The following is a 23809-nucleotide window of genomic DNA, read 5'->3' as shown; positions in this document are numbered from 1 at the left end:
TCGCTGTAGACTCGGAGGGTTGCAAAACGGGGTGTGGCGCAGCTTGGTAGCGCGCTTCGTTCGGGACGAAGAGGTCGCAGGTTCAAATCCTGTCACCCCGACCAGTGACACGAGAAGGCCGCCCGCAGGGGCGGCCTTCTCTGTATCGGGATGTCGTGCGAGAGGGGAACGCATGGGGAGGCTCCTGCCGCCGCCGCGCCGTTCGACACGCGTCTGGGCGCTCGCTCTCGGGCTTCCGTTCCTCGCCGTCATCGCCTTCCTGACGCTCACGCCCGCGCGAGTGGAGCAGACGATGCCCTCCGTGATTGACCTCGTCCTCAGCGCGCTCCACCGCATCGGCTGGACGGGCCTCGACTTCACGCGCCTCGAGATCCTCGCGAACGTCGTCGTCTTCGTGCCCGTCGGCATCCTCGCGTTCCTGCTGCTGCCCCGTCGGCTCTGGCCGCTGTCGCTGCTCGTGGGCCCGACCCTCTCGCTTGCGATCGAGACGGCGCAGTACCTGGCCCTCCCCCACCGCGCCGCGACCGTGAGCGACGTACTGGCCAACTCCACCGGGGCGACGATCGGCATCGTCCTCGCGGTGTTCTGCACGCTGCTCGCCACCACACCCTCCTCCCGGCCGCGAACACCTACAGTGGAGGCATCATGACATCGCCCTCTCTCGTCGCCTTCGACCTCGATGACACGCTCGCGCCGTCCAAGGGCACGATCGACCCGCGGATCGCCGCGCTCCTGACCGAGCTGCTCCGGTCCGTCGACGTCGCCATCATCTCCGGGGGCAACGAGGCGCAGTTCCGCACGCAGGTCGTCGCGCAGCTCGCGGACGCCGACCCGGAGGCGCTCGCCCGCCTGCACCTGCTCCCGACGTGCGGCACGCGATACCTGCGGCATGACGGCAGCGATTTCGTGGCCGTGTATGCCCATGACCTGAGCGACGAGGAGAAGACCGCCGCCCTGACCGCGCTTCGCGAGGAGGCGGAGCGCCTCGGGCTCTGGGAGACCGAGCCCTGGGGCGAGATCCTCGAGGACCGCGGCTCGCAGATCACGTTCTCGGCCCTCGGTCAGCAGGCACCGCGTGACGCGAAGCACGCCTGGGATCCGACCGGCGCGAAGCGCGGCGCCCTGCGCGATGCCGTCGCCGCGCGGCTGCCGGGCCTCGAGGTGCGCTCCGGCGGCTCGACCTCCATCGACATCACCCGCGCCGGCATCGACAAGGCGTTCGGCATGCAGCAGCTCGCCACCCACACCGGGATCGAGCTCACGGCGATGCTGTTCTACGGCGACCGTCTCGACGAGGGCGGCAACGACTACCCCGTCCTCGCGCTGGGCGTGCCGTCGGTCGCCGTCGAGGGCTGGGAGGACACGGCGGCTCGCCTCGAGGCGCTCCTGCCGACCCTCTCCACCCGGGTCTGACGCGCACGTTCGCACGACCTCGACCCGCCTGCACGACCGGAGGATCGAATCCGTCGTGCAGGCGTGGTCTGGTCGTGCAGAGGGGTCAGCGCACCTCGACGCCGGCCGCGCGGGAGACGGGCACCAGACGCGTGAGCTGGGTCACGTGTCCGGGCTCGAGCTCCGCGAGCGAGGCCACGCCCAGCAGCCGCATCGTGCGCTCGATCTCACCGCGGAGGATGGCGATGGTACGGTCGACGCCCTGACGACCTCCCGCCATGAGGCCGTAGAGGTACGCGCGGCCGATCAGCGTGAAGTCGGCGCCGAGCGCGACGGATGCCACGATGTCGGCGCCGTTCATGATGCCGGTGTCGATCATGACCGTGAAGTCGTCGCCGACCGCACGCCGGACCTCGGGCAGGAGGTGGAACGGGATCGGGGCGCGGTCGAGCTGGCGCCCGCCGTGGTTCGACAGCACGATGCCGTCGACGCCCGCGTCCCGCAGGCGCACGGAGTCCTCGATGTTCTGCACGCCCTTGATGACGATCTTGCCGGGCCAGATGTCGCGGATGACGGCGAGGTCGTCGTAGCTGATCGTCGGGTCCATCGCCGCGTCGAGGAGCTCGCCCACGGTTCCGCCGGTCGTGCTCAGCGACGCGAACTCCAGCTTCGGCGTGGTCAGGAAGTCGAACCACCACCAGGGCCGCGGGATGGCGTTGATGATCGTGCCGAGGGTGAGCTGCGGCGGGATGCTGAAGCCGTTGCGCTTGTCGCGGAGACGGGCACCGGCGACCGGGGTGTCGACGGTGAACTGCAGGGTGTCGAAGCCCGCGGCGGCGGCGCGGCGGGCGAGCTCGTACGAGATCTCGCGGTCGCGCATGACGTAGAGCTGGAACCAGTTCCGACCGGGCACGGGGCCCTGCGGCTCCCGGACTGTCGCCGCCTTGACGTCCTCGATCGAGGTGGTCCCGAGGGTGGACAGCGTGAACGGGATGCCCGCAGCGGCCGCGGCTCCGGCACCCGCGACCTCGCCCTCGGTCTGCATGAGCCGGGTGAAGCCGGTCGGCGCGATGCCGAACGGGAGCGCGGACGGACCGCCGAGGATGTCGACGGCCGTGTCGACGTCCGGCGCCGGCTTGAGGATACCGGGGTGGAACTCCACGTCCTGGAACGCCTGGCGGGCCCGGCTCAGCGACAGCTCGCCCTCGGCGGCGCCGTCGGTGTAGTCGAAGGCAGCCTTGGGCGTGCGGCGCTTGGCGATCGTGCGCAGATCGTCGATGGTGAGCGCGGCGTCGAGGCGGCGCTTGCGCCCGTCGAGCTCGGGCTTCTTGAACTTCATGAGCTCCAACAGCTCGGCGGGGTTGGGGAGCTGGCGCTGGACCATGTTCTGCCTCTCAGTTCTGCGGGGGGACGGTGCGGGTGAGGCCCGCGGCGGTGTAGTAGCCGGTGATGTGGGCGCGGACCAGGCGTCGGGCGGTGTCGACCTCGCCCGCGTCGATCGCCGCGACCAGTGCACGGTGCTCGGACCGGAGGCGGTCGGCCATGCGATCCCAGTCGTCGACGGTCGCCGCGCCCGCGAGCACGTACGACTCGATGGCGGAGCGGAGGCCCGCCATCATCGCCGCGATGACGGTGTTGCCGCTGCCCTCCGCGAGGGAGAGGTGCAGCTGCGCGTCGAGGGCCAGGAACTCGGCCGGAGTGAGGGCGCCGTCGTCCATGGCGGTGAGCAGCTCGTGCGCCCGGACGGTGTCGCGCTGGGTGGCGCCTGCCATCGCCTCCACGACCGCGTCCTCGAGCACGAGTCGCGTGCGGACGACGTCATCGAGCGGGAAGCCTTGCGCGGCCACCTGGAGCCGCAGGAGCGCGGACATCCCGCCGGTGGGGGTGGCGATCACGATGGCGCCCGCCTGCGGCCCGGAGCCGGTTGCGGTACGGATGAGGCCGAGCACCTCGAGCACGCGGAACGCCTCTCGCACACTCGACCGCCCGACGCCGAGGTCGCTCGCGAGGTCCCGTTCGGACGGCAGCCGGTCCCCCGGGCCGAGACGACCGTCGAGCAGGTCACGCTCGATGTGCTCGAGCACGAGTCGCCATGCACGAACCGGCTGCTCCGTCATCTCGCCTCCTGTGGTCAGACCACAGGTTAGCGCGTGTGGTCAGACCACGCAACGCGGCGATGCGGCGCGCGCGAGCCACCCCTCTTCGTGCGTCCCGGCCCGGTGCGTACGCACGCAGAGGGGTGGGGCGACCGGAAGGGGGTGGGTCGGCGGGTCAGCCCAGACGGCCGCCGGACTCCTCCAGGTAGCAGGTGCCGCACAGCGACTCATAGGTCGTGAGCTCGGGCGAGGCGGAACCGTCGGCGCCCTCGTCGATCGCGACCTGGTCGCCGTCGAACACGAAGCGGCCGCCGACCACGCGGCCGTTGAACACCGCCTTACGCCCGCAGCGGCAGATCGTCTTGAGCTCCTCCAGGGAGTGCGCGATGGCCAGGAGCCGGGCGGAGCCGGGGAACGCGTGCGTGCGGAAGTCGTTGCGGATGCCGTAGGCCATCACCGGAATGCCGTCCTCCACCGCGATGCGGAACAGGTCGTCGATCTGTGTCGGCGTGAGGAACTGCGCCTCGTCGATGAGGAGACAGGCGACGTCGATCGGGCCGGTCGGGAGGAGCTCCTCCTCCGTGGACCGCTGCATCCGCTCGCGGTGGACCCCGAAGAGCGCGCGCACGTCATCGTCCGGACCGACGAGGAAGTCGACCGGCCGCGTGACGCCGAGGCGACTCTCGATCTGCCCCGCACCCTTGGTGTCGATCGCGGGCTTGGCGAGGAGCACGTGCTGGCCGCGCTCCTCGTAGTTGTAGGCGACCTGCAGCAGAGCGGTCGACTTGCCCGAGTTCATCGCGCCGTAGCGGAAGTAGAGCTTCGCCACGGGCCCAGGTCAGACGTTGATGCCGAGGACGGCGGCCGTCGCGGCGGTCGACTCCTCCGCGAGCTCCGCGTCTCCGTTGAGCTTCCTGCCGAAGGTGGGGATGAGCTCGCGCAGCTGCGACTCCCAGCCCGGGTACTCGCCGGGGAAGCACTTCTTCAGCAGGTCGAGCATGATCGGCACGGCGGTCGAAGCCCCGGGCGATGCACCGAGGAGACCGGCGATCGAGCCGTCGCCCGAGGCGACCACCTCGGTGCCGAACTGCAGCACGCCGCCCTTCTTCGGGTCCTTCTTCATGACCTGGGCGCGCTGACCGGCGTCGATGAGCGTCCAGTCCTCGTCCTTGGCCGTCGGCATGAACGTGCGGAGGCTGTCGACCTTCTTGCGGTGGTTCTTCATCAGCTCACTGATGAGGTAGGTGATGAGGTCGGGGTTGGCGAAGGCGACCCGCAGCATCGGCCAGAGGTTGTGCGGCCGGACCTGCGTGACGATGTCGAGCATCGAACCGTTCTTGAGGAACTTCGGGCTGAACGTCGCGAACGGCCCGAACATCAGCGAGGCCTCACCGTCGACGACACGCGTGTCGAGGTGCGGGACCGACATCGGCGGCGCGCCCACCGAGGCCTGCGAATAGACCTTGGCCTTGTGCTGCGCGACGATCTTCGGGTTCGTCGTCTTGAGGAACTGGCCGCCGATCGGGAAGACGCCGTAGCCCTTGATCTCAGGGATGCCGGAATTCTGCAGGAGCTTCAGCGCCCAGCCCCCGGCCCCCACGAACACGAACTTCGCCTTGATCTCGTTCGGGGTGCGGCCGACCGTCGTGCGGTACTTGATGAGCCAGGTGCCGTCCTTCTGACGCTTGAGCGACTTGACCTCGTGGTTCGTGCGCACGGCGACGCCCGAGTCACGCAGGTGATCGAAGAGCTGATGCGTGAGCGCGCCGAAGTCGACGTCGGTGCCGGCGGGCACCCGGGTGGCCGCGAACGGCTCGCCCTTCCGCCGCTTCTGCATGAGCAGCGGCGCCCACTGGTTGATGACGCGGGAGTCTTCGCTGTACTCGATGCCGGCGAACAGCGGCTGCTCCTTGAGCACCTCAAAGCGCTTCTTGAGGTAGGCCACGTCCTTCTCACCCCGCACGAACGTCATGTGCGGCGTCGCGTTGATGAAGGTCGACGGCTCGTCCAGCACGCCCTTCTCGACGAGGGAGGACCAGAACTGGCGGCTCTGCTGGAACTGCTCGTTGATCGAGATCGCCTTGGCGGGGTCGAGCGGAGCGTCGCCCTGCTGCGGCATGTAGTTCAGCTCGCACAGGGCGGCATGCCCGGTCCCGGCGTTGTTCCAGGGATTCGAGCTCTCCTGCGCCACGTCCGACAGCCGCTCGAAGGCGACGATCTTCCAATCCGGCTGCAGCTCGTGCAGCAGGGTACCCAGGGTGGCGCTCATGATGCCACCGCCGATCAGGACGACATCGACGTTTTCAGTCACCCGAACAGTCTAGTTCGCGGGCAGGACCCCGCCGACCACCGGGCGGTCAGGACACCGGGGCGAGGCGCTCGGCGAGCACTTCGGCGATCTGCACCGCGTTCAACGCCGCCCCCTTGCGGAGGTTGTCGTTGCTGATGAAGAGCACGAGACCCTTGCCCTCCGGAGCCGACTGGTCGGCGCGGATGCGACCCACGAAGCTCGGGTCCTTGCCCGCGGCCTGCAGCGGGGTCGGCACCTCGTCGAGCACGACGCCGGGCGCCGCGCTCAGCACCTCCCTGGCGCGCTCGGGCGTCAGGTCGCGGGAGAACTCGGCGTGGATCGAGAGCGAGTGGCCCGTGAACACCGGCACGCGGACGCAGGTACCGGCGACGCGGAGGTCGGGAAGTTCGAGGATCTTCCGGCTCTCGTTGCGGAGCTTCTTCTCCTCGTCGGTCTCGTTGTCCCCGTCGTCCACGAGGTTCCCCGCGAACGGGATCACGTCGAAGGCGATCGGCGCGACGTACTTCTCGGGCTCGGGGAAGTCGACCGCGGAGCCGTCGTGCACGAGGCGGAGGGTGTCGCCCTGCGCGAGCACGCCCTCGACCTGGCCGAGCAGCTCCTGTGCGCCAGCGAGTCCGGAGCCGGACACCGCCTGGTAGGTCGACACGATCAGGCGCTCCAGGCCGGCCTCGGCGTCGAGGACCTTCAGCACCGGCATCGCCGCCATCGTGGTGCAGTTCGGGTTCGCGATGATTCCCTTGGGGCGGTCGTCGATCGCGTGCGGGTTGACCTCGCTGACGACGAGGGGGACCTCGGGGTCCATGCGCCAGGCGCTGGAGTTGTCGACGACCACGGCGCCGGCCTCGGCGAAGCGGGGGGCGTAGGCGCGGCTGGCAGTGGCACCGGCGGAGAACAGAGCGATGTCGATCCCGGACGGGTCCGCGGCCTCGACGTCCTCGACGATGACCGTCTGTCCGCCGAACTCGATCGCCGTGCCCGCGGAACGCGCCGACGAGAACAGCCGCAGCTCGCGGATCGGGAACGAACGCTCCGCGAGAATCTCGCGCATCACGGTGCCCACCTGGCCGGTGGCGCCGACGATGGCGACGGAGAGTCCTGATTCGGAGATGCGGGTCATGATGTTCCTTGGCTTCGTGCGGTACGGCGTACGAGGCTTCGGGCGCGGCGTCGGGATGCTGATGCTGCGCCTGGCGCCGGTGTCAGGGTTTCCGCGAGTCTATCGCGCTGCGACCACCCCGAAGCCCGTCCGTTTCACGAAGGCAGGCGCGCCCGGTACATCAGGCGAACGCGGGACAACAGGCACGCGTGGCCAGCACAGCCTGAACCCGCGCGAACGCCTGAGCTGACGCGGGCCCCGGGAGAACAGACAGACCCGCGAGAACAGGCGAACGCGAGACAACAGGCACGCGTGGACAGCACAGCCTGAACCCGCGCGAACGCCTGAACCCGCGCGAACGCCTGCGGCGGTGTGGGGTCAGCGGCCGGTGCCGGCGTGGACCGTGGCCTCCGCGTCGCCGTCGAGACCGTAGGCGGTGTGCACGGTGCGGGCGGCCTCGGTGAGGTCGGTGTCGCGGAGCACGACCGAGATGCGGATCTCCGAGGTGGAGATCATCTCGATGTTGATGCCGCCGGCGGACAGGGCCTCGAAGAGGGTCGCCGAGACACCGGAGTGCGTGCGCATCCCCGCGCCGACCACGGACAGCTTGCCGATCTGGTCGTCGTGGATGAGGTTCTGGAAGCCGACCTCGGTCTGCTCGCCGGCGAGGGCCTTGAGCGCAGCAGCGGCGTCGGCCTTGGGGACCGTGAAGGAGATGTCCGTGCGCCCGGTGGCGGAGACGTTCTGCACGATCATGTCGACGTTGGCGCCGGACTTCGCGACGATCTTGAAGATCTCGGCGGCCTTGCCCGGGACGTCGGGCACTCCGGCGACGGTGATCTTGGCCTGGCTGAAGTCGGTGGCGACGCCGGCGACGATCGGTTCTTCCATGACTGCTCCCTCGGCTTCGCGAGGGTTCTTCATGCCCTCGCCCAGAACGTATGTGCCCTCGGCCGACGAGAACGTCGACCGGGCGTGGATGAGGACGCCGTGCCGGCGGGCGTACTCCACGGCACGGATGTAGAGGACCTTGGCGCCGTTGGCGGCGAGCTCCAGCATCTCCTCGCTGGAGACGTGGTCGAGCTTCTGCGCCTTCGGGATCACGCGCGGGTCGGCGGTGAAGATGCCGTCCACATCGCTGTAGATCTCGCAGACGTCGGCCGACAGCGCGGCCGCCAGTGCGACGGCCGTCGTGTCCGACCCGCCCCGGCCGAGCGTGGTGATGTCGCGGGTGTCGCGGTTGAACCCCTGGAAGCCGGCGACGATGACGATGGCGCCCTCGTCGAGCGCCTCGCGGAGTCGCACGGGCGTGACGTCGACGATGCGCGCCGCGCCGTGCTGCGAGTCGGTGATCATGCCGGCCTGGCTTCCGGTGAATGACCGCGCTTCGAAGCCCATCGAGTGGATCGCCATCGCCAGCAGCGCCATCGAGATCCGCTCGCCGCTGGAGAGGAGCATGTCGAGCTCGCGCGGCGCCGGGATCGGCGCGACCTCGTTCGCGAGGTCAAGCAGCTCATCGGTCGTGTCGCCCATGGCGCTCACGGCGACGACGACGTCGTGACCGGCGCGACGGGTGTCGACGATGCGCTTGGCGACGCGCTTGATGCTCTCTGCGTCGGCGACGGACGAGCCGCCGTACTTCTGCACGATGAGGGCCACGTTCACTCCCTGGGATGTCGGGCGGATCCGCCCACGGTCATTCTACGATCGGCGCGCATGCCGCCCCGCGCATGTGACGGCTTAGGCGGGGGCGGGCGGGACGGGCGTCACCGGGCGCAGGCGCCCTCCGGTGGCGGCGAACCAGCACCCGACGATGATCAGCGGGAATCCGAGGAGGAGCCCAGGAGTGAGGGGCTCGGCGAGCACGACGGCCCCGAGCACGATCGCCACGACGGGGTTCACGTAGGTGAACAGCGGCGCCCTGACCGGTCCGACCTCGCGGATCAGCGCGAAGAAGGCCAGGAACGCCAGCGCCGTGCAGATGACGGCGAGAGCGAGGAGGGCGCCGATCGACGGGAGCGTCGGCACCTCGTGCTGCGTGAGCAGACCGATCGGGAGATAGAAGATGCCGATCATGAGCAGGGACAGCGTGATCGTGCCGAGCGAGGGCACGTCGTTCAGCTTGCGCGCCACGATGAACGGTGCGATCGCGTACAGCACCGCGACGAGCAGCACCTCCCCGGCCGCGAGCAGACTCACCTCTCCCCCGAAGAGCCCGGGCCCCGCCACGACGATGGCGACGCCGATGAAGCCGACGAGCAGGCCGATGCCACGGGCGGGACGCAGCACGCCGCGGTCGCCACCGCCCAGCGCGATGAGGGCGGCGAACAGCGGCACGGTCGCGACGAGGAGTCCGGTCATTCCGGAGGGCAGCGTCATCTCGGCATGCCCGAGGAGGAGGAACGGTCCGGCCATCTCCACGGCCCCGAAGGCCAGCACCCACGGCCAGTGCCGCAGTGCCGCGCGGAGGGCCCCGCTGCGCAGGGCGAACGGCAGCAGGAGGAGAGCCGCGATCAGCGTCCGTCCCGCCACGATCGCGGGCGGGGAGATCGAATCCACCGCCACGCTGATGAAGAGGTAGGGAACGCCCCAGAGCAGGGCCATGACCCCGAAGAGCAGCCAGCCCCGGCGGGAGAAGCCGGACTGCGGGGTCACAGCACGCGCCGGCCCTCGAAGGCCCGGCCGAGCGTCACCTCGTCCGCGTACTCGAGGTCGCCGCCGACCGGGAGGCCCGAGGCGAGCCGCGAGACCGTGATCTGCATCGTCATCAGGAGCCGGCTCAGGTAGCTCGCCGTCGCCTCGCCCTCCAGATTGGGGTTCGTGGCGATGATGACCTCCTGCACGGTGCCGTCGGCAAGCCGCGTCATGAGCTGGGCGATCCGGAGGTCGTCCGGACCGATGCCCGCGATGGGGCTGATCGCGCCGCCGAGCACGTGGTACAGGCCGCGGAACTCCCGCGTGCGCTCGATCGCCGCGACGTCCTTCGCGTCCTCGACCACACAGATCAGTGCCTGGTTGCGGCGGGGGTCGCGACAGATCGCGCAGCGTTCCTGCTCCGCGACGTTGCCGCAGATCTCGCAGAAGCGGACCCGGATGCGGATCTCGGTCAGCAGCTCGGCGAGACGGGCGACGTCGAACGTCGGCGTCTGCAGGATGTGGAACGCGATGCGCTGCGCCGACTTCGGGCCGATGCCGGGAAGGCGGCCGAACTCGTCGATCAGCTCTTGGACGATGCCGTCGTACATCAGGAGAACCTCGTGGGGGGCTCGTAGGGCTCTTCGCGAAGGAACGTAGCGCCGAGCACCTGGCGGATCACGGCCTCTCCGTAGCGCTGCACGCCGCCGGCGGCGGGGGTGCGCTCGACGACGACCGGTGGAGCGGCCGCGGGGGCCGTACGGGCGGCCGCCTGCGGGGCCGCCGCCGGAGTCGCACGTGGGGAGGGAGGGCGGTCGTACGGAGCCGGGGGCTCGTAGGCCGGATCGTACGGCGGCTCCTCGTCGAACGCGGGAGCGTCGTCGTCGCCGGGCAGCGGCGGCTCATCGCGATCGATCCTGCCGTCGGCCGGTGGGGTCGGGGCGGCGGAGGCGGCCTCGACCTCCTCCGGCTCCTCGTCGACGGCGAGGGGCGCTGCGGGCGCGGCGGCCGCTGTCGTCGGGATGGGTGCGACGGCCCACTCCGTCACGGGGGCCGCGGCGGCGCGGGTCTGCGGGCGGGAGGGACGCGCTGACGCAGGCTCCGATGCGGGAGCGGTGTCGGCCGGGGCGGCGGATCCCGAGGAGGCGGGCTGCCGCGGCGCACCGCCGGGCGGCATCGGGGCCGGCAGGTACTTGACCCGCACCCCGACCTCCTGCTCGATGGCCGTGCGGAGGTGGTCTGACGGTCCGGAGCCGGGCGTGGTCCCCTTGAACTTCGCGACGTCGTGCTGACTCGTGAATCCGAGGGTCAGCACCTCGGACTCGCCGTCGTAGGCCAGCGGCTGCACGGCGGTGGCGAGGAGCCAGGACGTGCGGCTGATGCCTTCGAGGCGCTTCAGCACGGCCGGCCAGGCGTCGCGGACGCGGTCGAACGTGACGGGAGCGGACGGCGCGGACGACTCCGGGGCCGGAGCGGGCGTGGGGTCGGGCTCCGCGGGACGGGCGGGTTCCGGCGCCGGCTCGGGCTCCGGGGAGCGCTCGGGCTCAGCGGCGGCCACAGGGGCGGAGACGGCCGGCGCGGAGGGAGCCGGTGCCGCGGGCGGCGCGGGCACTGCCGGCGCGGTCTCCGTGTCGGGCGCAGCCGTGCGAGATGGCGCCGCGGCCGCCGGCGGGATCACCGGCGGATGCGTGGTGGCCGGCGGGTGCAGCGCGCCCGACGCGGCCGCCCCGGACGAGGTCGACCCCCCGGATGCGGCGAGGACGCGGGCCACCATGAGCTCGAGGTGGAGGCGGGGGGACGTGGCTCCGGACATGTCGTCGAGAGCCGCGCTGACCACGTCGGCCGTACGGGAGAGCCGCGCGGCGCCGAACGACTCGGCCTGGCGGCGCATGCGGTCGAGCTCGTCTTCGGCGATCCCGCGGAGCACGGCGGAGGCACCGGAGCCCACGGCGGCGATCACGATGAGGTCGCGCAGGCGCTCCAGGAGGTCGTCGACGAAGCGGCGCGGGTCTTGTCCGGTCTGCACGACGCGGTCGATGGCCGGGAAGGCGGTCGCGGCGTCGCCCGCCGCCAGCGCATCGACGATCTCGTCGAGGAGAGCCCCGTGGGTGTACCCGAGCAGAGCGACCGCCCGCGCGTAGCCGACGGTGACGGTCTCCGAGCCGGCCGGGGCATCCGATCCCGCGATCAGTTGGTCCAGCAGCGACAGGGTGTCGCGGGGAGAGCCTCCCCCGGCGCGGACGACGAGCGGCAGCACACCCTGTTCGACGATGACGCCCTCTTCGGCGCACAGCTTCTCGACGTACTCGAGCATCGCGGCGGGCGGCACCAGCCGGAACGGGTAGTGATGCGTGCGCGAGCGGATCGTGCCGAGCACCTTCTCGGGCTCCGTCGTCGCGAAGATGAACTTGACGTGCGGCGGGGGCTCCTCGACCAGCTTCAGCAGCGCGTTGAAGCCCTGCGGGGTGACCATGTGCGCCTCATCGAGGATGAAGATCTTGAAGCGGTCGCGACTCGGGGCGAAGGTCGCCCGCTCGCGCAGGTCGCGCGCGTCGTCGACGCCGTTGTGGCTCGCCGCGTCGATCTCGACGACGTCGAGCGATCCGCCGCCCGCCCTGGACAGCTCGACACAGCTCGGGCAGGTCCCGCACGGGGTGTCGGTCGGCCCCTCCGCGCAGTTCAGGCACCGGGCGAGGATGCGCGCCGAGGTGGTCTTGCCGCAGCCGCGCGGGCCGGAGAACAGGTAGGCGTGGCCGACGCGGTCGCCACGCAGCGCGGTCATGAGCGGATCGGTCACCTGCGACTGCCCGATCATCTCGCCGAACGTCTCGGGTCGGTAGCGGCGGTAGAGGGCTGTGGTCACCCCTCCAGCCTACGGCGTGCCACCGACGTTGCTCCCCTCCCGGTCGACCCGGCCCCTTTCACGCGAGCCACCCCTCTGCGTGCGTCCGCAACGGGGTGGGACGCACGCAGAGGGGTGGGTCGGCGGTCAGTCGAGGTTCTCGATGACGGGGATCGCGCTCGTGATCACGGGGACCGAAGCCGAAAGACGCGTGCCGTCGTCGCGGCGGGCGTCGGCGAACTCCTGCAGGGTCGGGCGTCCCGGGATCACGGGTCCCTGGTTCGCGAGCGGGACGATGACCTCGTCCTCCAGCGTCGCGATGTACGCGTTGTCCCGCACGCTGAACGGCACCGGAGGTCCGCTGCGCACCTCGACGCGCAGCTCGTGCCGCGTGAGGGTCACCTGCATCGCGGTCCCCTGCCACTGCAGCGAGAACGACAGCGACGGCCAGGACTCCGGGAGCCGCGGGTCGAAGCTGAGGTCGCCGCCGTAGTCGCGCATGCCGCCGAAGCCGCACACGAGGGCCGTCCACACGCCACCGGCCGAGGCGACGTGCACGCCGTCCGCCGCGTTGTGGTGCAGGTCGTGCAGATCGACGAACAGCGACTGCTCGAAGTACTTCTGCGCGAGGTCCTGATAGCCCACCTCGGCCGCAAGGATCGACTGCACGACCGCCGAGAGGGTCGAGTCGCCCGTCGTCAGCGGGTCGTAGTAGTCGAAGTCGGCCTTCTTCTCCTCGGGCGAGAAGTGGTTGCCCTGGAGGAACAGCGCCAGCACGACGTCGGCCTGCTTGAGCACCTGGAAGCGGTAGATCACGAGCGGGTGGAAGTGCAGCAGCAGCGGGCGCTGGTCGGCCGGGGTGTTCGCGAGGTCCCAGACCTCCCGCTCCAGGAACAGCGAGTCCTGCGGGTGGATGCCGAGGCTCTCGCTGTACGGGATGTACATCGCCTCGGCGGCCCGCTCCCAGGACTCCGCCTCACCGGAGCCGAGGCCCGTGCGCTCGACGAGGGCCGCGTAGTCCTCGGGGTAGCTGTCGCGGATCTCCCGCACGACCTTGGCCGCGTACCGGAGGTTGTACCGCGCCATGACGTTCGTGTACAGGTTGTCGTTCACGACGGTCGTGTACTCGTCCGGGCCGGTGACGCCGTGGATGTGGAACGTCTGGAGGCCGTCGCCGGCACCGGACTGCTCCACGAGCCGCGACCCCCGCCAGAAGCCGAGGGTGGCCCAGAGCCGCGCGGTCTCGATCGCGACGTCGGCGCCCTCGCGCCGCAGGAAGGCCTCGTCCCCGGTCGCCCGCACGTACTTGCCGAGAGCGAAGCTGATGTCGGCGTTGATGTGGTACTGCGCGGTGCCGGCGGCGTAGTACGCCGAGGCCTCCTCGCCGTTGATCGTGCGCCACGGGAAGAGCGCTCCGGCCTCGTTGAGCTGAGCGGCCCGGCGGCGCGCCGCGGGGAGCATCTTCACCCGGGCCCGGAGAGCGTTGTAGGCCCAGCGCGGCGTCGTGTAGGTGAGGAACGGGAGCACGTAGATCTCGGTGTCCCAGAAGTAATGGCCGCTGTAGCCCGAACCGGTGAGTCCCTTCGCGGGGACGCCGGCGCCGTCCGCCCTGGCCGAGGCCTGAGCGAGCTGGAACAGGCACCAGCGGGTGGCCTGCTGCAGGTCGTCGCGCCCGCCGATCTGCACGTCGCTGCGCTCCCAGAACGCGTCGAGCCACTCGCGCTGACGACGGAAGACCGTCTCGACGCCCTCGTCCGCTGCCCGGTCGAGAGAGCGACGGCAGCGGTCGACGAGCTCCCGCGGGGGCACCCCGCGGGACGAGTGGTAGCTGACGAGCTTGGTGATCGTGATGGGGACGCCGGCCTTCGCCTGGACGCGGAAGACGTTCTTGGCGATGTCCGGCTCGATGAGCGTGCGGACGTTGTAGTCGTTCTCCGTCTCGATGATGTGATCGGCGACGACGGCGACGGTCATCCCGGATGCGGCGACCCGGTACGACAGCGCGGAGCGCAGCCCGTCCTGCCAGTGCTCGGCCGGCTCCAGCACGCGGTCCGCGATGCGCTCGGCCTTGCGCGGGTCGAAGGCGGCGCCCTTGGTCGTCATCGGGGAGCCGGCGTAGACGCCCGCCCCGTCCTGACGGTTGAGCAGCTGGCAGCTGATCGTGACCGGGGCGTTGGCGTTCTCGACAACGACCTCGAGCCGCAGCACGGCGAGGTGGCGCTCCTCGAAGCTCACGAGACGCTGATCCCGCATGCGCACCCGCTTGCCGGACGGGGTCTCCCAGACCACGCGCCGTTCCAGCACACCCGTGCGCATGTCGAGCGTGCGGGCGTACTCGCGCACGTCCGCGTCGTCGAGGGAGATCGGCTCGTCGTCGACGTAGAGCCGCATCACCTTCGCGTCGGGGGCGTTGACGATCGTCTGGCCGACCTCGGCGAAGCCGTAGGCCTGCTCGGCGTGCCGGATCGGCCACGTTTCGTGCAGGCCGTTGATGAAGGTGCCGTGCTCCTGCGCGCCGCGCCCCTCGATGTGGTTGCCCCGGAGCCCGAGGTAGCCGTTGCCGACCGAGAACAGCGTCTCGCCGACGCCCTCCTCCGAGTAGCGCGTCTCGATGAGACGCCACGGGTCGACGGGGAAGCGGTCGCGGTCGATCATGCGGTCTCCGAGGTGTCGGTGCGGGCGGCGGGAAGCAGGACGCCGAGGTCGTCGACGACGTGGGTCGCGCCGGCGGCGCGGAGTGCGTCGGCGCCGGCGCCGCGGTCGACGCCGATGACGACGGCGTAGCCGGCGGCGGCGGCCGAAGCGGCGCCGGAGGTGGCGTCCTCGACGGCGATGCTGCGGGCCGGGTCGACGCCGAGGGCCGTGGCGCCGGCGGCGAACATGTCGGCCGCGGGCTTGGAGGCGAGGTGCTCACGCTCCGCGACGACGCCGTCGATCACGACGCGGAAGAAGGACCGGATGCCGGCGGCCGCCAGCACCTCCTCGGCGTTCTTGGAGCTGGAGACGACGCCGAGCGGGATCCCCGCGGCGTGCAGCGCCTCGACCACGGCGAGGGAGCCGGGGAACGGAGCGATGCCCTGGCTGCGGAGCGACGCCGCGAACGCGGCGTTCTTGCGGTTGCCGATCCCGCAGATGGTCTCGGCGGACGGGTCGTCGTCCACCGAGCCCCAGGGCACCTCGACGTTGCGGCTGCGCAGCAGGCTCGCGACGCCGTCGTAGCGCTTCTTGCCGTCGACGTAGGCGAAGTAGTCCTCGTCGGTGTACGGCGGCGTGATGTCCCAGCGGGCGAAGACATCATCGAAGACCGCCTTCCAGGCGCGCATGTGCACCTCGGCGGTCGGCGTGAGGACGCCGTCGAGGTCGAACAGCACACCGTCGGCGTGGAACAGGTCGGGCAGCGCGTCTGGCACAGAGCCTCCAGGAGAAGGACGAGGGTCGGGTCGGCACCTCTCCGTGCCACTGTGCAAGCGTAATGGCGGTGGCGCGCGCGGGGTAACCCCGGACCGCGATCAGAGCAACTCGGCGGTCTGCCTGGCGATCTGGAGCTCCTCGTCGGTGGGGACGACGAGGACCGTCACGGCCGAGGCATCCGTCGAGATGACGCGGACGCCGCGCTCCTTCGCCTCGTTGCGGGCGGGGTCGATCTCGATCCCCGCGAAGCCGAGCGTCGCCATCGCCGCCGCCCGCACGGGCGCCGCATTCTCCCCGACGCCGGCGGTGAAGGACACGACGTCGACCCCGCCGAGCTGGGCGATGTAGGCACCGGCGTAGGCCCGCAGACGGTGGACGTAGACGTCGAAGGCCAGCGTCGCGGCCTCCTCCCCCGCGGCGACGCCCGCGAGGATGTCGCGCATGTCGCTGCGTCCGGCGAGTCCCGCCAGTCCGCTGCGGGTGTTCAGCAGCGCGTCGAGGTCGTCGATGGTGTAGCCGGCGCGGCGGGACAGGTGCACGAGAGCGGCCGGGTCGATGTCGCCCGACCGCGTGCCCATGACGAGGCCCTCGAGCGGCGTGAGGCCCATCGAGGTCTCGACCGAGCGACCGCCGTCGATCGCGGTGACCGACGCACCGTTGCCGAGGTGGAACACGAGCTGCCGGAGGGTCCCGAGGTCGCGACCGAGGAAGCGCGCGGCGGTCTCGCTGACGTACTGGTGGCTCGTGCCGTGGAATCCGTACCGGCGGACCCGGTGCTCGGCGGCGAGCGCCGCATCGATCGCGTAGGTGTAGGCCGCCGGCGGCAGCGTCTGGTGGAACGCGGTGTCGAACACCGCCACGTGCGGGACGCTGTCGAACACGGCGCGGGCCGCCCGGATGCCGGCGAGGTTCGCCGGATTGTGCAGCGGCGCGAGCACGGCGAGCTCGTCGATCTGCCGCTCGACGTCGGCGTCGATCAGGGTCGGCGCGTAGAAGCGCGCACCACCGTGCACGACCCGATGCCCGACCGCGACCGGGGGATGCGCCTCGAGGGAGGGGCCGTGCGCGGCGAACTGCGCGCGCATGACCTCGAAGGCGGCGGCGTGGTCGGGGATGGACTGTTCGTCGCGGTAGGTGGCGTCGAGCATCGTCGCCGACGGTCCGTCACCCGGCTCCGGGCGCACGGTGTGGGCGACGGGGCTGGAGTCCTGCCCGATGCGCTCGATGAGCCCGCTGGCGAGCTCGTCCTCGTGCGCCGTGTCGATGAGGCTGTACTTCAGCGAGGACGACCCGCTGTTGATGACGAGGATCGCGCTCATGCCTCCTCCCCCGCTCGCTCGTCGCCCTGGGCCTGGATCGCCGTGATGGCCACCGTGTTCACGATGTCGTCGACGAGCGCGCCGCGGGACAGGTCGTTGATCGGTTTGTTGAGCCCCTGCAGCACCGGACCGATGGCCACGGCGCCGGCGGAGCGCTGCACCGCCTTGTAGGTGTTGTTGCCGGTGTTGAGGTCGGGGAAGACGAACACCGTCGCCCGCCCCGCCACGGCCGAGTCCGGCAGCTTCGCCTTGGCGACCGCCGCATCGGCGGCGGCGTCGTACTGGATGGGACCCTCCACGAGGAGTTCGGGAGCGCGCTCGCGCACGAGCGCCGTCGCCGCCCTGACCTTGTCGACGTCGGCCCCCGACCCGGACTCGCCGGTGGAGTACGACAGCATCGCCACGCGGGGGTCGATGCCGAACTGCCGGGCGGTGGTGGCGGACGAGATCGCGATGTCGGCGAGCTGCTCGGCCGTGGGATCGGGGATGACCGCGCAGTCGCCGTACACGAGCACGCGGTCGGCGAGGGCCATGAGGAACACGCTGGAGACGACGTTCACCCCCGGCTTCGTCTTGATGATCTCGAAGGACGGACGAATCGTGTGCGCCGTGGTGTGCGCGGCGCCGGAGACCATGCCGTCGGCGAGCCCGAGGTGCACCATCATCGTCCCGAAGTAGGAGACGTCGGTGACGGTGTCGGCGGCCTGCGCGAGCGTGATCCCCTTGTGAGCGCGCAGCCGGGCGTACTCGGCGGCGAAGCGCTCCACGAGCTCTGGGTCGGTGGGACTCAGCACCTGCGCGCCGGCGATGTCGAGGCCGAGTTCCGCCGCCCGCGCGCGGATGGCGCCGTCGTCGCCGAGGATCGTCAGCTCCGCCACCTCGCGGGACAGCAGCGCCGCCGCCGCCCGGAGGATGCGGTCGTCGTCGCCCTCGGGGAGGACGATGTGGCGGCGGTCGGCCCGCGCACGCTCCATCAGGCCGTACTGGAACATGAGCGGCGTGACGACGTGCGACTCGGCGAGCCCGAGCTGCTCGGTGAGCTCGACCACGTCGACATGCGCCTGGAAGAGTCCGAGCGCCCGGTCGTAGCGACCGCGCGAGTCGGCGGAGATGCGGCCGCGGGTGCCCATCACCCGCACCGCCGTGTCGTAGGTGCCGAGGTCGGTGGTGATGATCGGCACCGAGGAGGCGAAGCCGTCGAGCAGCTGGAGGATCGGGTCCGGCAGCGGGAACGGCCCGTTGAGGATGATCCCGGCGATCCGCGGGAACGTGCCGGAGGAGTCGGCGAGAAGGGCGGCGAGCAGCACCTCGGTGCGGTCTGCGGGGATCACGACCACGGCCTCGTCGGTGAGGCGCGGCAGGACGTTCACCATCGACATGCCGGCAACGACGATCGACAGCGCGACCGCGGTCAGACGATCCTCGTCGCCCTTGAGCAGCGTGCCGTCGACGGCCGACACGATGCCGCGGATGGACGGGGCGACGAGCGCACGGTCCTCGGGCAGCGCCCAGACCGGGGTGCCGGCGGGGACGACGGCCCGCACCGCGTCGACGATGGCATCGAGCCCGTCGGGGTCGGCCCTGTTCACGGCCACCGCGAACAGCTCCGCGCGCTCCTCGGCCAGTTCCGGCAGCGCCAGGGCGGCGATCTGGCCGACGGCGGCGGCCTCCCTCGCCGTGGTCGTGCCGAGCTGCTCGGCCTGCCGCTGCTGGTCGCGTCCGCTCAGCACGAGCAGGACGGGGGCGCCGAGGTTGGCCGCGATCCGGGCGTTGAAGCCGAGCTCGGCGGGGCTCGCGACGTCGGTGTAGTCGCTGCCGACGATGACGACGGCGTCGCACTGCGCCTCGACGGCCTTGAAGCGCGCGACGATGGTCGACAGCGCACCCTCGGGATCGGCGCGCACGTCGTCGTAGGTGACGCCGATGCAGTCCTCGTAGTCGAGCTGGACGCCGTCGTGGGCGAGCAGCAGCTCGAGGATCTCGTCTCGCTCGGCGACCGCGCGGGCGATCGGGCGGAACACCCCCACGCGCGGCGAGACGCGCATCAGCGCATCGAGCACCCCGAGGGCGATCGTCGACTTCCCGGTGTGGCCTTCGGCCGAGGTGATGTAGATGCTCCGCGACACGGCTCCAGCTTAGGCGGGCACCCGGACACCGCGCCCCGCCGCTACCGTGACAAACGCACGCGTCACTCGCACGGACCGGACAGCACGTCGACGACGGCCGTCGCATCCTCCTGGTACCGCGTGTAGTAGTCCCGGTCCGTGTTCACCTGCACCCGGTGGATGGCGTGCGAGGGCGTCATCGACGGCCAGTCGGGGACCCGCGCGAGGCGCTCGAAGAACAGGCGGGCCGCGGTGGCGGGATCCATCCGCTGCTCCGCGCTCCCCCACCAGTCCTGCTGCTGGAAGAGGCCGATGCTCGTCGTGCGCGAGCCGTCCGGATTGGTCCAGCCGCGCGTCTCCCAGTCCCCGTAGTCGATGTTGCGCAGGCTGCTCTCGCCCATGGCGGTCATGACGCCGAGGATCTGGCCGTCCCGCGCGAACCCGAGCTCGTCGGCGGTGCGGATGATGGTCGCGGCGTTCTCGAGCTGTTCGCCGCTCCACCCGGCGACGCCCGCCTGGGGAAAGGTGGACGGGCGGTCGAGGCAGACCGGCGCCGGATCCCTCGCCAGCCCCAACGGGATGAGCACGAGCAACGCCGCCCCCGCGGCCACCACGGCGGCCGACACGGCGACGCGCCGCAGGATCCGCTTCCGCTGTGCGCGCCGCGCGGCGCGACGGCGGGCCTCGCGGCGTCGGCGGTTGGCGGCCTCGCGCGAGGCGGCGGGCCGCCGGGTCGACGTGGTCCGCGTCCCCGTCGTCCTCCTCGTGCGCGGAGCCGTCATCGTCCGACGGCGCGGCGCTGGTCGGGACGCCGTCCGGCGAGCGCGGCCGCACCGCCCCCGATGCCGCCGAACAGATGGCCCTGCCAGGACACGCCGTCCGCGACGCCGAACACCCCGGCCAGCATGGTGCCGCCGTACAGGCCGACCACGACGACCGCGATCACCGCGTAGAGGATGCGGTGCGACACGCGCCCGGGGGCGAACACCCGCATCACCACGTAGCCGAAGTACCCGAACACGAGCCCGGAGGCGCCCACGGTCAGCGTGCCGGGGGCGTTCACGAGCCAGGTCCCGAGCCCGCCGACGACCGCGACGGTCACGGTGACGGCCCAGAACCGGCGCGTGCCCTCGACCGCGACCAGGCAGCCGAGCACGAGGAACGGCACGGAGTTCGCGATCAGATGCGCCCAGCTCGCGTGCAGCAGCGGGGCGAAGACGATCCCCAGGAGTCCCGCAGGGTCCCACGAGCGGATGCCGAGGCCGCTGAAGGAGCCCGGCAGCACGGCGTCCGCGAACTGCACCGCCCACATCGCCGCGAGCAGGAGCACGGGCGACGCGAATCGCCGCAGTGGATGCTCGGGCCTGGCCGACGGAGGAACGGTCACCGCTCGATTCTCCCAGGAGCACCCGGGGGCCGGCTGGACGCGGGCAAAAGAAAAGACCCTCCGCGCACCCAGCAGAGCCCGGTTACCCTTGCTGCGTTTCCGCCCTGGGGGAATTGGCCTGGATGCCGCCACGCGGAGAGCCGTCGTCCACTCTACCCGACGCCGACCGGTGCGATGACACACCCCGCTCTTTGAGAGACTGTGCAGGTCATGGATCCGCTCGCCCTCCCGCTCTCGTCCTGGCGGTTCCGCGGACCGCTGCGCACGTACCAGGCCGAAGTGCTGGAGCGCATCGAGGGCGGCGCCGACGAGAAGATGCACATCGTCGCGCCGCCGGGGTCCGGCAAGACCCTGCTCGGGCTGCTGCTGGCCGCGCGGGAGGGCAGCCGCACGCTCGTTCTGACTCCCACGCTCACCATCCGCCAGCAATGGCTCCGAGAGGCGCGGAGGCTCGCCCCCGAGGACGACGCCGTCTCGGACGATCCGCGGCGACTCGGCGACCTCACGGTGCTGACCTATCAGCTGCTCAGCGTCACCGGCGATGGCTCTCCGTTCGAGGAGCTCGCGCGTCACCGGTGGATCGCCGAGCTCGCCGAGACCGAGCGGTCCGAGGCCGAGGCGGCGACCTGGCTCGCCACGCTCGAGGTCGACAACCCCGATCGCTACCGCGCAGGACTCCGCCGACGGATACGCCGGGTCCGCCGCTCGTTCTCGCAGCAGCGTCCGGAGGAGCTGGCCCGGGTGCTGCACCCCAACGCCGTGGCGCTCATCGACGCGATCGTCGGGTCCGGTGTGCGCACGATCGTCCTCGACGAGTGCCATCACCTGCTCGATCACTGGGCGCTGGTCGTCGCCTATCTGGCAGCGCGCATCCGGGCCGCGGGATCGCCTCCGGTCCTGATCGGCCTGACGGCGACGCTGCCTTCGCCCGACGACGGGGTCGAGTACGAGAACTACACGCGCCTGCTCGGAGACGTGGACTACGAGGTGCCGGCTCCTGCCGTCGTCAAGGAGGGCCACCTCGCGCCCTATCGGGACTCGATCTGGTTCACCCAGCCGGATCCGGCCGAGGCCGCCTTCATCCGACGGCACGAAGCCCTGCTGGCGGACCTCGTCGGGCAGGTGCTGTCGTCGCCGGACGGCGTGGCCTATCTCGAGGCGACGCTGCAACCGGAGCCCGGAGCCGCCGCTGACCCCTCCGACGACACGAGCGCGCCCGACGTCGCTCGGCGCGCACGGCTGGAGCAGGCGCTCTCGACAGACTTCCCGCTCACCAGGGCCGCCGGAGTCGTCCTCCGCGCCGTGGCGCCGGGGCATCCGCTGGGCGCGCTCCTGCCGCCGGTGCTGTTCGGCCGCTGCACGACCGACGACCTGCTGACCGTCCTCACCCGCTTCGCACAGACGCGCCTGCTCACCGACCCCGCCGCCCGCGGCCAGTGGGAGCACGTGCGCGGAGCCCTCGCGGACTTCGGCCTGCACCTCACCGACCGGGGGCTGCGACGCGGCCGGGACCCGGTGGAGACCACGCTGACGTCCTCGGTGGCGAAGGACCGCGCGGCCGTGGACATCCTGCACCGCGAGGTGAGCGGAGACGCCGGCGCCCAGGTGCGCGCGGTGGTCGTGACCGACTTCGTGGAGCATGGCAGCCGCCGCGGGCTCACCGGGCAGCCCGCCGGAGCGCTCCGCGTGTTCGATCTGCTGGCCGCCGACGAGGTGACGGGGGCGCTGCGGCCGGTGCTGCTGACCGCCCATCACCTGCGGGTGCGGGCGGCCGACGCCGCCGATCTCGCGGAGCAGCTGTCCGCGGTGCTCGGAGACGAGGTGACGGTCGCCGACGGAGCGGGAGCCACCCGGGATCTGCGCGTCGCCGAGGCCGGACGAGGCCAGGTCGTCGCGGCCGTCTCGGAGCTGATCCGACGCGGCACCGTGCGGGTGCTCGTCGGCACTCGCGGGCTCCTCGGCGAAGGGTGGGACTGTCCGTCGGTGAACACCCTGATCGATCTCACCGCCGTGGCGACCAGCACCGGGACCCCGCAGCTCCGAGGGCGCACGTTGCGTCTCGACCCGGCGTGGCCGGAGAAGGTGGCGCACAACTGGTCGGTGGCGTGCCTCATCCCCGCGTCCGTCGACCTGGACAGCACCGCCGAGACGCAACGCCTGCGGCGACGGCACGGTCATCTCTGGGGGCTCAGCGCCGACGACGGCACCCGGGTTGTCTCGGGGCTGGATCACGCGCTCCCCTCCGCCGCGATCGCCGCCCTCGACGACGTCCTCGACAAGGTCCCCGGCGCCACGATCGAGAGGATCAACGAGGAGACGCTCTCCCGGCTCCCGACCCGCGCGCAGACCAGAGCGGACTGGCGGATCGGCGAGCCGCACGACTCCCGGGAGCGCGACGTGGTGTCCGTCCGCCCGACCCCGGGGACCCGACTGCTGCGGACGGGACCGACCCTCGCCGCCGCCGTGCCCCTGACATTCGGATTCAGCGCGACCGGCGTCGCCCTCGGGACCGGTGCGCTGGGCGCGGTCGGCGCGCTCTCCCTCCCGCTGGAGGCGGGCATCACCGCCGCGGCGCTCGGCGGCGTGCTGGCGACCGCCGTCGTGTGCGGCTCCAGCGTGCTGCGCGCCCTGCGCCGCCTCCGTGACCCCGCCGCCCTGTATGCGGGCGCCGCGCTGGCCATCGCCCGCTCCCTCCACGACGCCGGGCGGGCGGGTCCCTTCGATCTCTCGACGGTCCGGGTGCGCGGCGGCTCCGACGGGGAGTTCTGGATCGAGATCGCCGGCACGCGGAGAGACCGCGCCCTGGTCGCCGACGCCCTGCAGGAGCTGTTCGCCGTGGCCGAGAGCCCGCGCTTCCTCCTGCGGGTCGACCAGGGCGTCTTCGGACGCCCCGGTCCTGTGCTCGACCGCGTCCGCTCGCTCGTCGACCGGGCCCTCCCCGACCGCCGTCTGCTGCCGGTGCCCACAGCACTCTCCCGTCGCCGGGCCGACGCCGAGGCTTTCGCGGCGCGGTGGCGGGAGAGCGTCGGGCAATGTGAACTCCACGAGCTCCGCGGGACCGCCGGTCTCGCGCTGCTGCAGGTCGCCCGGCTCACCCCCGCCCTGCTCGACCCCGCGGAGCCGCGGTACCGGATCTGGGGCTGACCGTCGGCCCGCTGTCTCCGGGATACCGGGCAGCCCGGCATGGTCCCGCGGGCCGTGCGGAGCGTACGATCG

18 protein-coding genes, 1 tRNA gene and 1 other RNA gene are annotated in these 23809 nt (G+C 71.5%); 4 read left to right on the top strand and 16 right to left on the bottom strand.

The window, feature by feature from the left end; genetic code table 11:
* The first annotated feature begins 27 nt into the window (after positions 1–27).
* From CJ226_RS08665 to CJ226_RS08655, 3 genes are all read left to right on the top strand, one after another.
* Positions 28–104 (top strand) — tRNA-Pro (locus CJ226_RS08665).
* A gap of 68 nt (positions 105–172) precedes the next feature.
* Positions 173–649, top strand: a complete 477-nt coding sequence (locus CJ226_RS08660) for a VanZ family protein (protein WP_062636215.1) — start codon at positions 173–175, stop codon at positions 647–649.
* The gene (locus tag CJ226_RS08655; RefSeq protein WP_102208916.1) at positions 646–1413 is read left to right on the top strand and encodes an HAD-IIB family hydrolase; all 768 of its coding nucleotides are present in this window, start codon (positions 646–648) and stop codon (positions 1411–1413) included. Before CJ226_RS08660 ends, CJ226_RS08655 begins: the two co-directional genes overlap by 4 nt.
* An 85-nt stretch (positions 1414–1498) precedes the next feature.
* On the opposite strand, the gene CJ226_RS08650 is transcribed toward CJ226_RS08655, so the two are convergent.
* From CJ226_RS08650 to ffs, 16 genes are all read right to left on the bottom strand, one after another.
* Positions 1499–2776, bottom strand: a complete 1278-nt coding sequence (locus CJ226_RS08650) for an alpha-hydroxy acid oxidase (RefSeq protein ID WP_102208915.1) — start codon at positions 2774–2776, stop codon at positions 1499–1501.
* A 10-nt stretch (positions 2777–2786) separates the two neighbouring features.
* Complete coding sequence (locus tag CJ226_RS08645; protein ID WP_102208914.1) at positions 2787–3509, bottom strand: FadR/GntR family transcriptional regulator; 723 nt, start codon at positions 3507–3509, stop codon at positions 2787–2789.
* Between the two features lie 154 nt (positions 3510–3663).
* Entirely contained in the window at positions 3664–4317 is a 654-nt protein-coding gene (locus CJ226_RS08640; protein WP_025104260.1) for a thymidine kinase, read from the bottom strand.
* 9 nt (positions 4318–4326) lie between these two features.
* Complete coding sequence (locus tag CJ226_RS08635) at positions 4327–5799, bottom strand: malate:quinone oxidoreductase (protein WP_102208913.1); 1473 nt, start codon at positions 5797–5799, stop codon at positions 4327–4329.
* A gap of 46 nt (positions 5800–5845) precedes the next feature.
* A complete protein-coding gene (locus CJ226_RS08630) occupies positions 5846–6916 on the bottom strand; it encodes an aspartate-semialdehyde dehydrogenase (RefSeq protein WP_062636204.1) in 1071 nt (356 codons plus the stop codon).
* 357 nt (positions 6917–7273) lie between these two features.
* A complete protein-coding gene (locus tag CJ226_RS08625; protein ID WP_025104257.1) occupies positions 7274–8554 on the bottom strand; it encodes an aspartate kinase in 1281 nt (426 codons plus the stop codon).
* Positions 8555–8635: 81 nt separating this feature from the next.
* A complete protein-coding gene (locus CJ226_RS08620) occupies positions 8636–9550 on the bottom strand; it encodes a DMT family transporter (protein WP_102208912.1) in 915 nt (304 codons plus the stop codon).
* Positions 9547–10140 (bottom strand): recombination mediator RecR, encoded by a 594-nt coding sequence (gene recR / locus CJ226_RS08615; protein ID WP_102208911.1) that lies wholly within the window; start codon positions 10138–10140, stop codon positions 9547–9549. The genes CJ226_RS08620 and recR overlap by 4 nt, the downstream gene beginning before the upstream one ends.
* On the bottom strand, positions 10140–12392 hold the full coding sequence (locus CJ226_RS08610) for a DNA polymerase III subunit gamma and tau (RefSeq protein ID WP_102208910.1): 2253 nt from the start codon (positions 12390–12392) through the stop codon (positions 10140–10142). Before CJ226_RS08610 ends, recR begins: the two co-directional genes overlap by 1 nt.
* A 126-nt stretch (positions 12393–12518) precedes the next feature.
* Positions 12519–15026 carry a glycoside hydrolase family 65 protein gene (locus CJ226_RS08605; protein ID WP_102208909.1) on the bottom strand — a complete coding sequence of 836 codons (2508 nt, stop codon included), beginning with the start codon at positions 15024–15026 and terminating at the stop codon, positions 12519–12521.
* Entirely contained in the window at positions 15023–15781 is a 759-nt protein-coding gene (locus CJ226_RS08600; RefSeq protein WP_102208908.1) for a beta-phosphoglucomutase family hydrolase, read from the bottom strand. Before CJ226_RS08600 ends, CJ226_RS08605 begins: the two co-directional genes overlap by 4 nt.
* 99 nt (positions 15782–15880) lie before the next feature.
* Positions 15881–17101, bottom strand: coding sequence for an acetate/propionate family kinase (locus CJ226_RS08595; protein ID WP_085606274.1), 1221 nt, complete (start codon positions 17099–17101; stop codon positions 15881–15883).
* The gene (gene pta, locus CJ226_RS08590) at positions 17098–19227 is read right to left on the bottom strand and encodes a phosphate acetyltransferase (protein ID WP_062636193.1); all 2130 of its coding nucleotides are present in this window, start codon (positions 19225–19227) and stop codon (positions 17098–17100) included. Before pta ends, CJ226_RS08595 begins: the two co-directional genes overlap by 4 nt.
* Before the next feature lie 62 nt (positions 19228–19289).
* Positions 19290–19988 carry a hypothetical protein gene (locus CJ226_RS08585; RefSeq protein WP_062636191.1) on the bottom strand — a complete coding sequence of 233 codons (699 nt, stop codon included), beginning with the start codon at positions 19986–19988 and terminating at the stop codon, positions 19290–19292.
* Entirely contained in the window at positions 19985–20593 is a 609-nt protein-coding gene (locus CJ226_RS08580) for a rhomboid family intramembrane serine protease (RefSeq protein WP_102208907.1), read from the bottom strand. Before CJ226_RS08580 ends, CJ226_RS08585 begins: the two co-directional genes overlap by 4 nt.
* Positions 20594–20641: 48 nt before the next feature.
* An RNA gene (gene ffs / locus CJ226_RS08575) (signal recognition particle sRNA small type) lies at positions 20642–20738 on the bottom strand.
* A gap of 65 nt (positions 20739–20803) precedes the next feature.
* Between ffs and CJ226_RS08570 the strand changes: the two genes are divergently transcribed.
* A complete protein-coding gene (locus tag CJ226_RS08570; RefSeq protein ID WP_146008223.1) occupies positions 20804–23737 on the top strand; it encodes a DEAD/DEAH box helicase family protein in 2934 nt (977 codons plus the stop codon).
* Positions 23738–23809 lie beyond the last annotated feature (72 nt).

It is taken from the genome of Microbacterium sp. UMB0228 (assembly GCF_002871415.1).
GTDB lineage: Bacteria > Actinomycetota > Actinomycetes > Actinomycetales > Microbacteriaceae > Microbacterium.
This window is presented reverse-complemented; position numbering and strand designations above follow the sequence as displayed.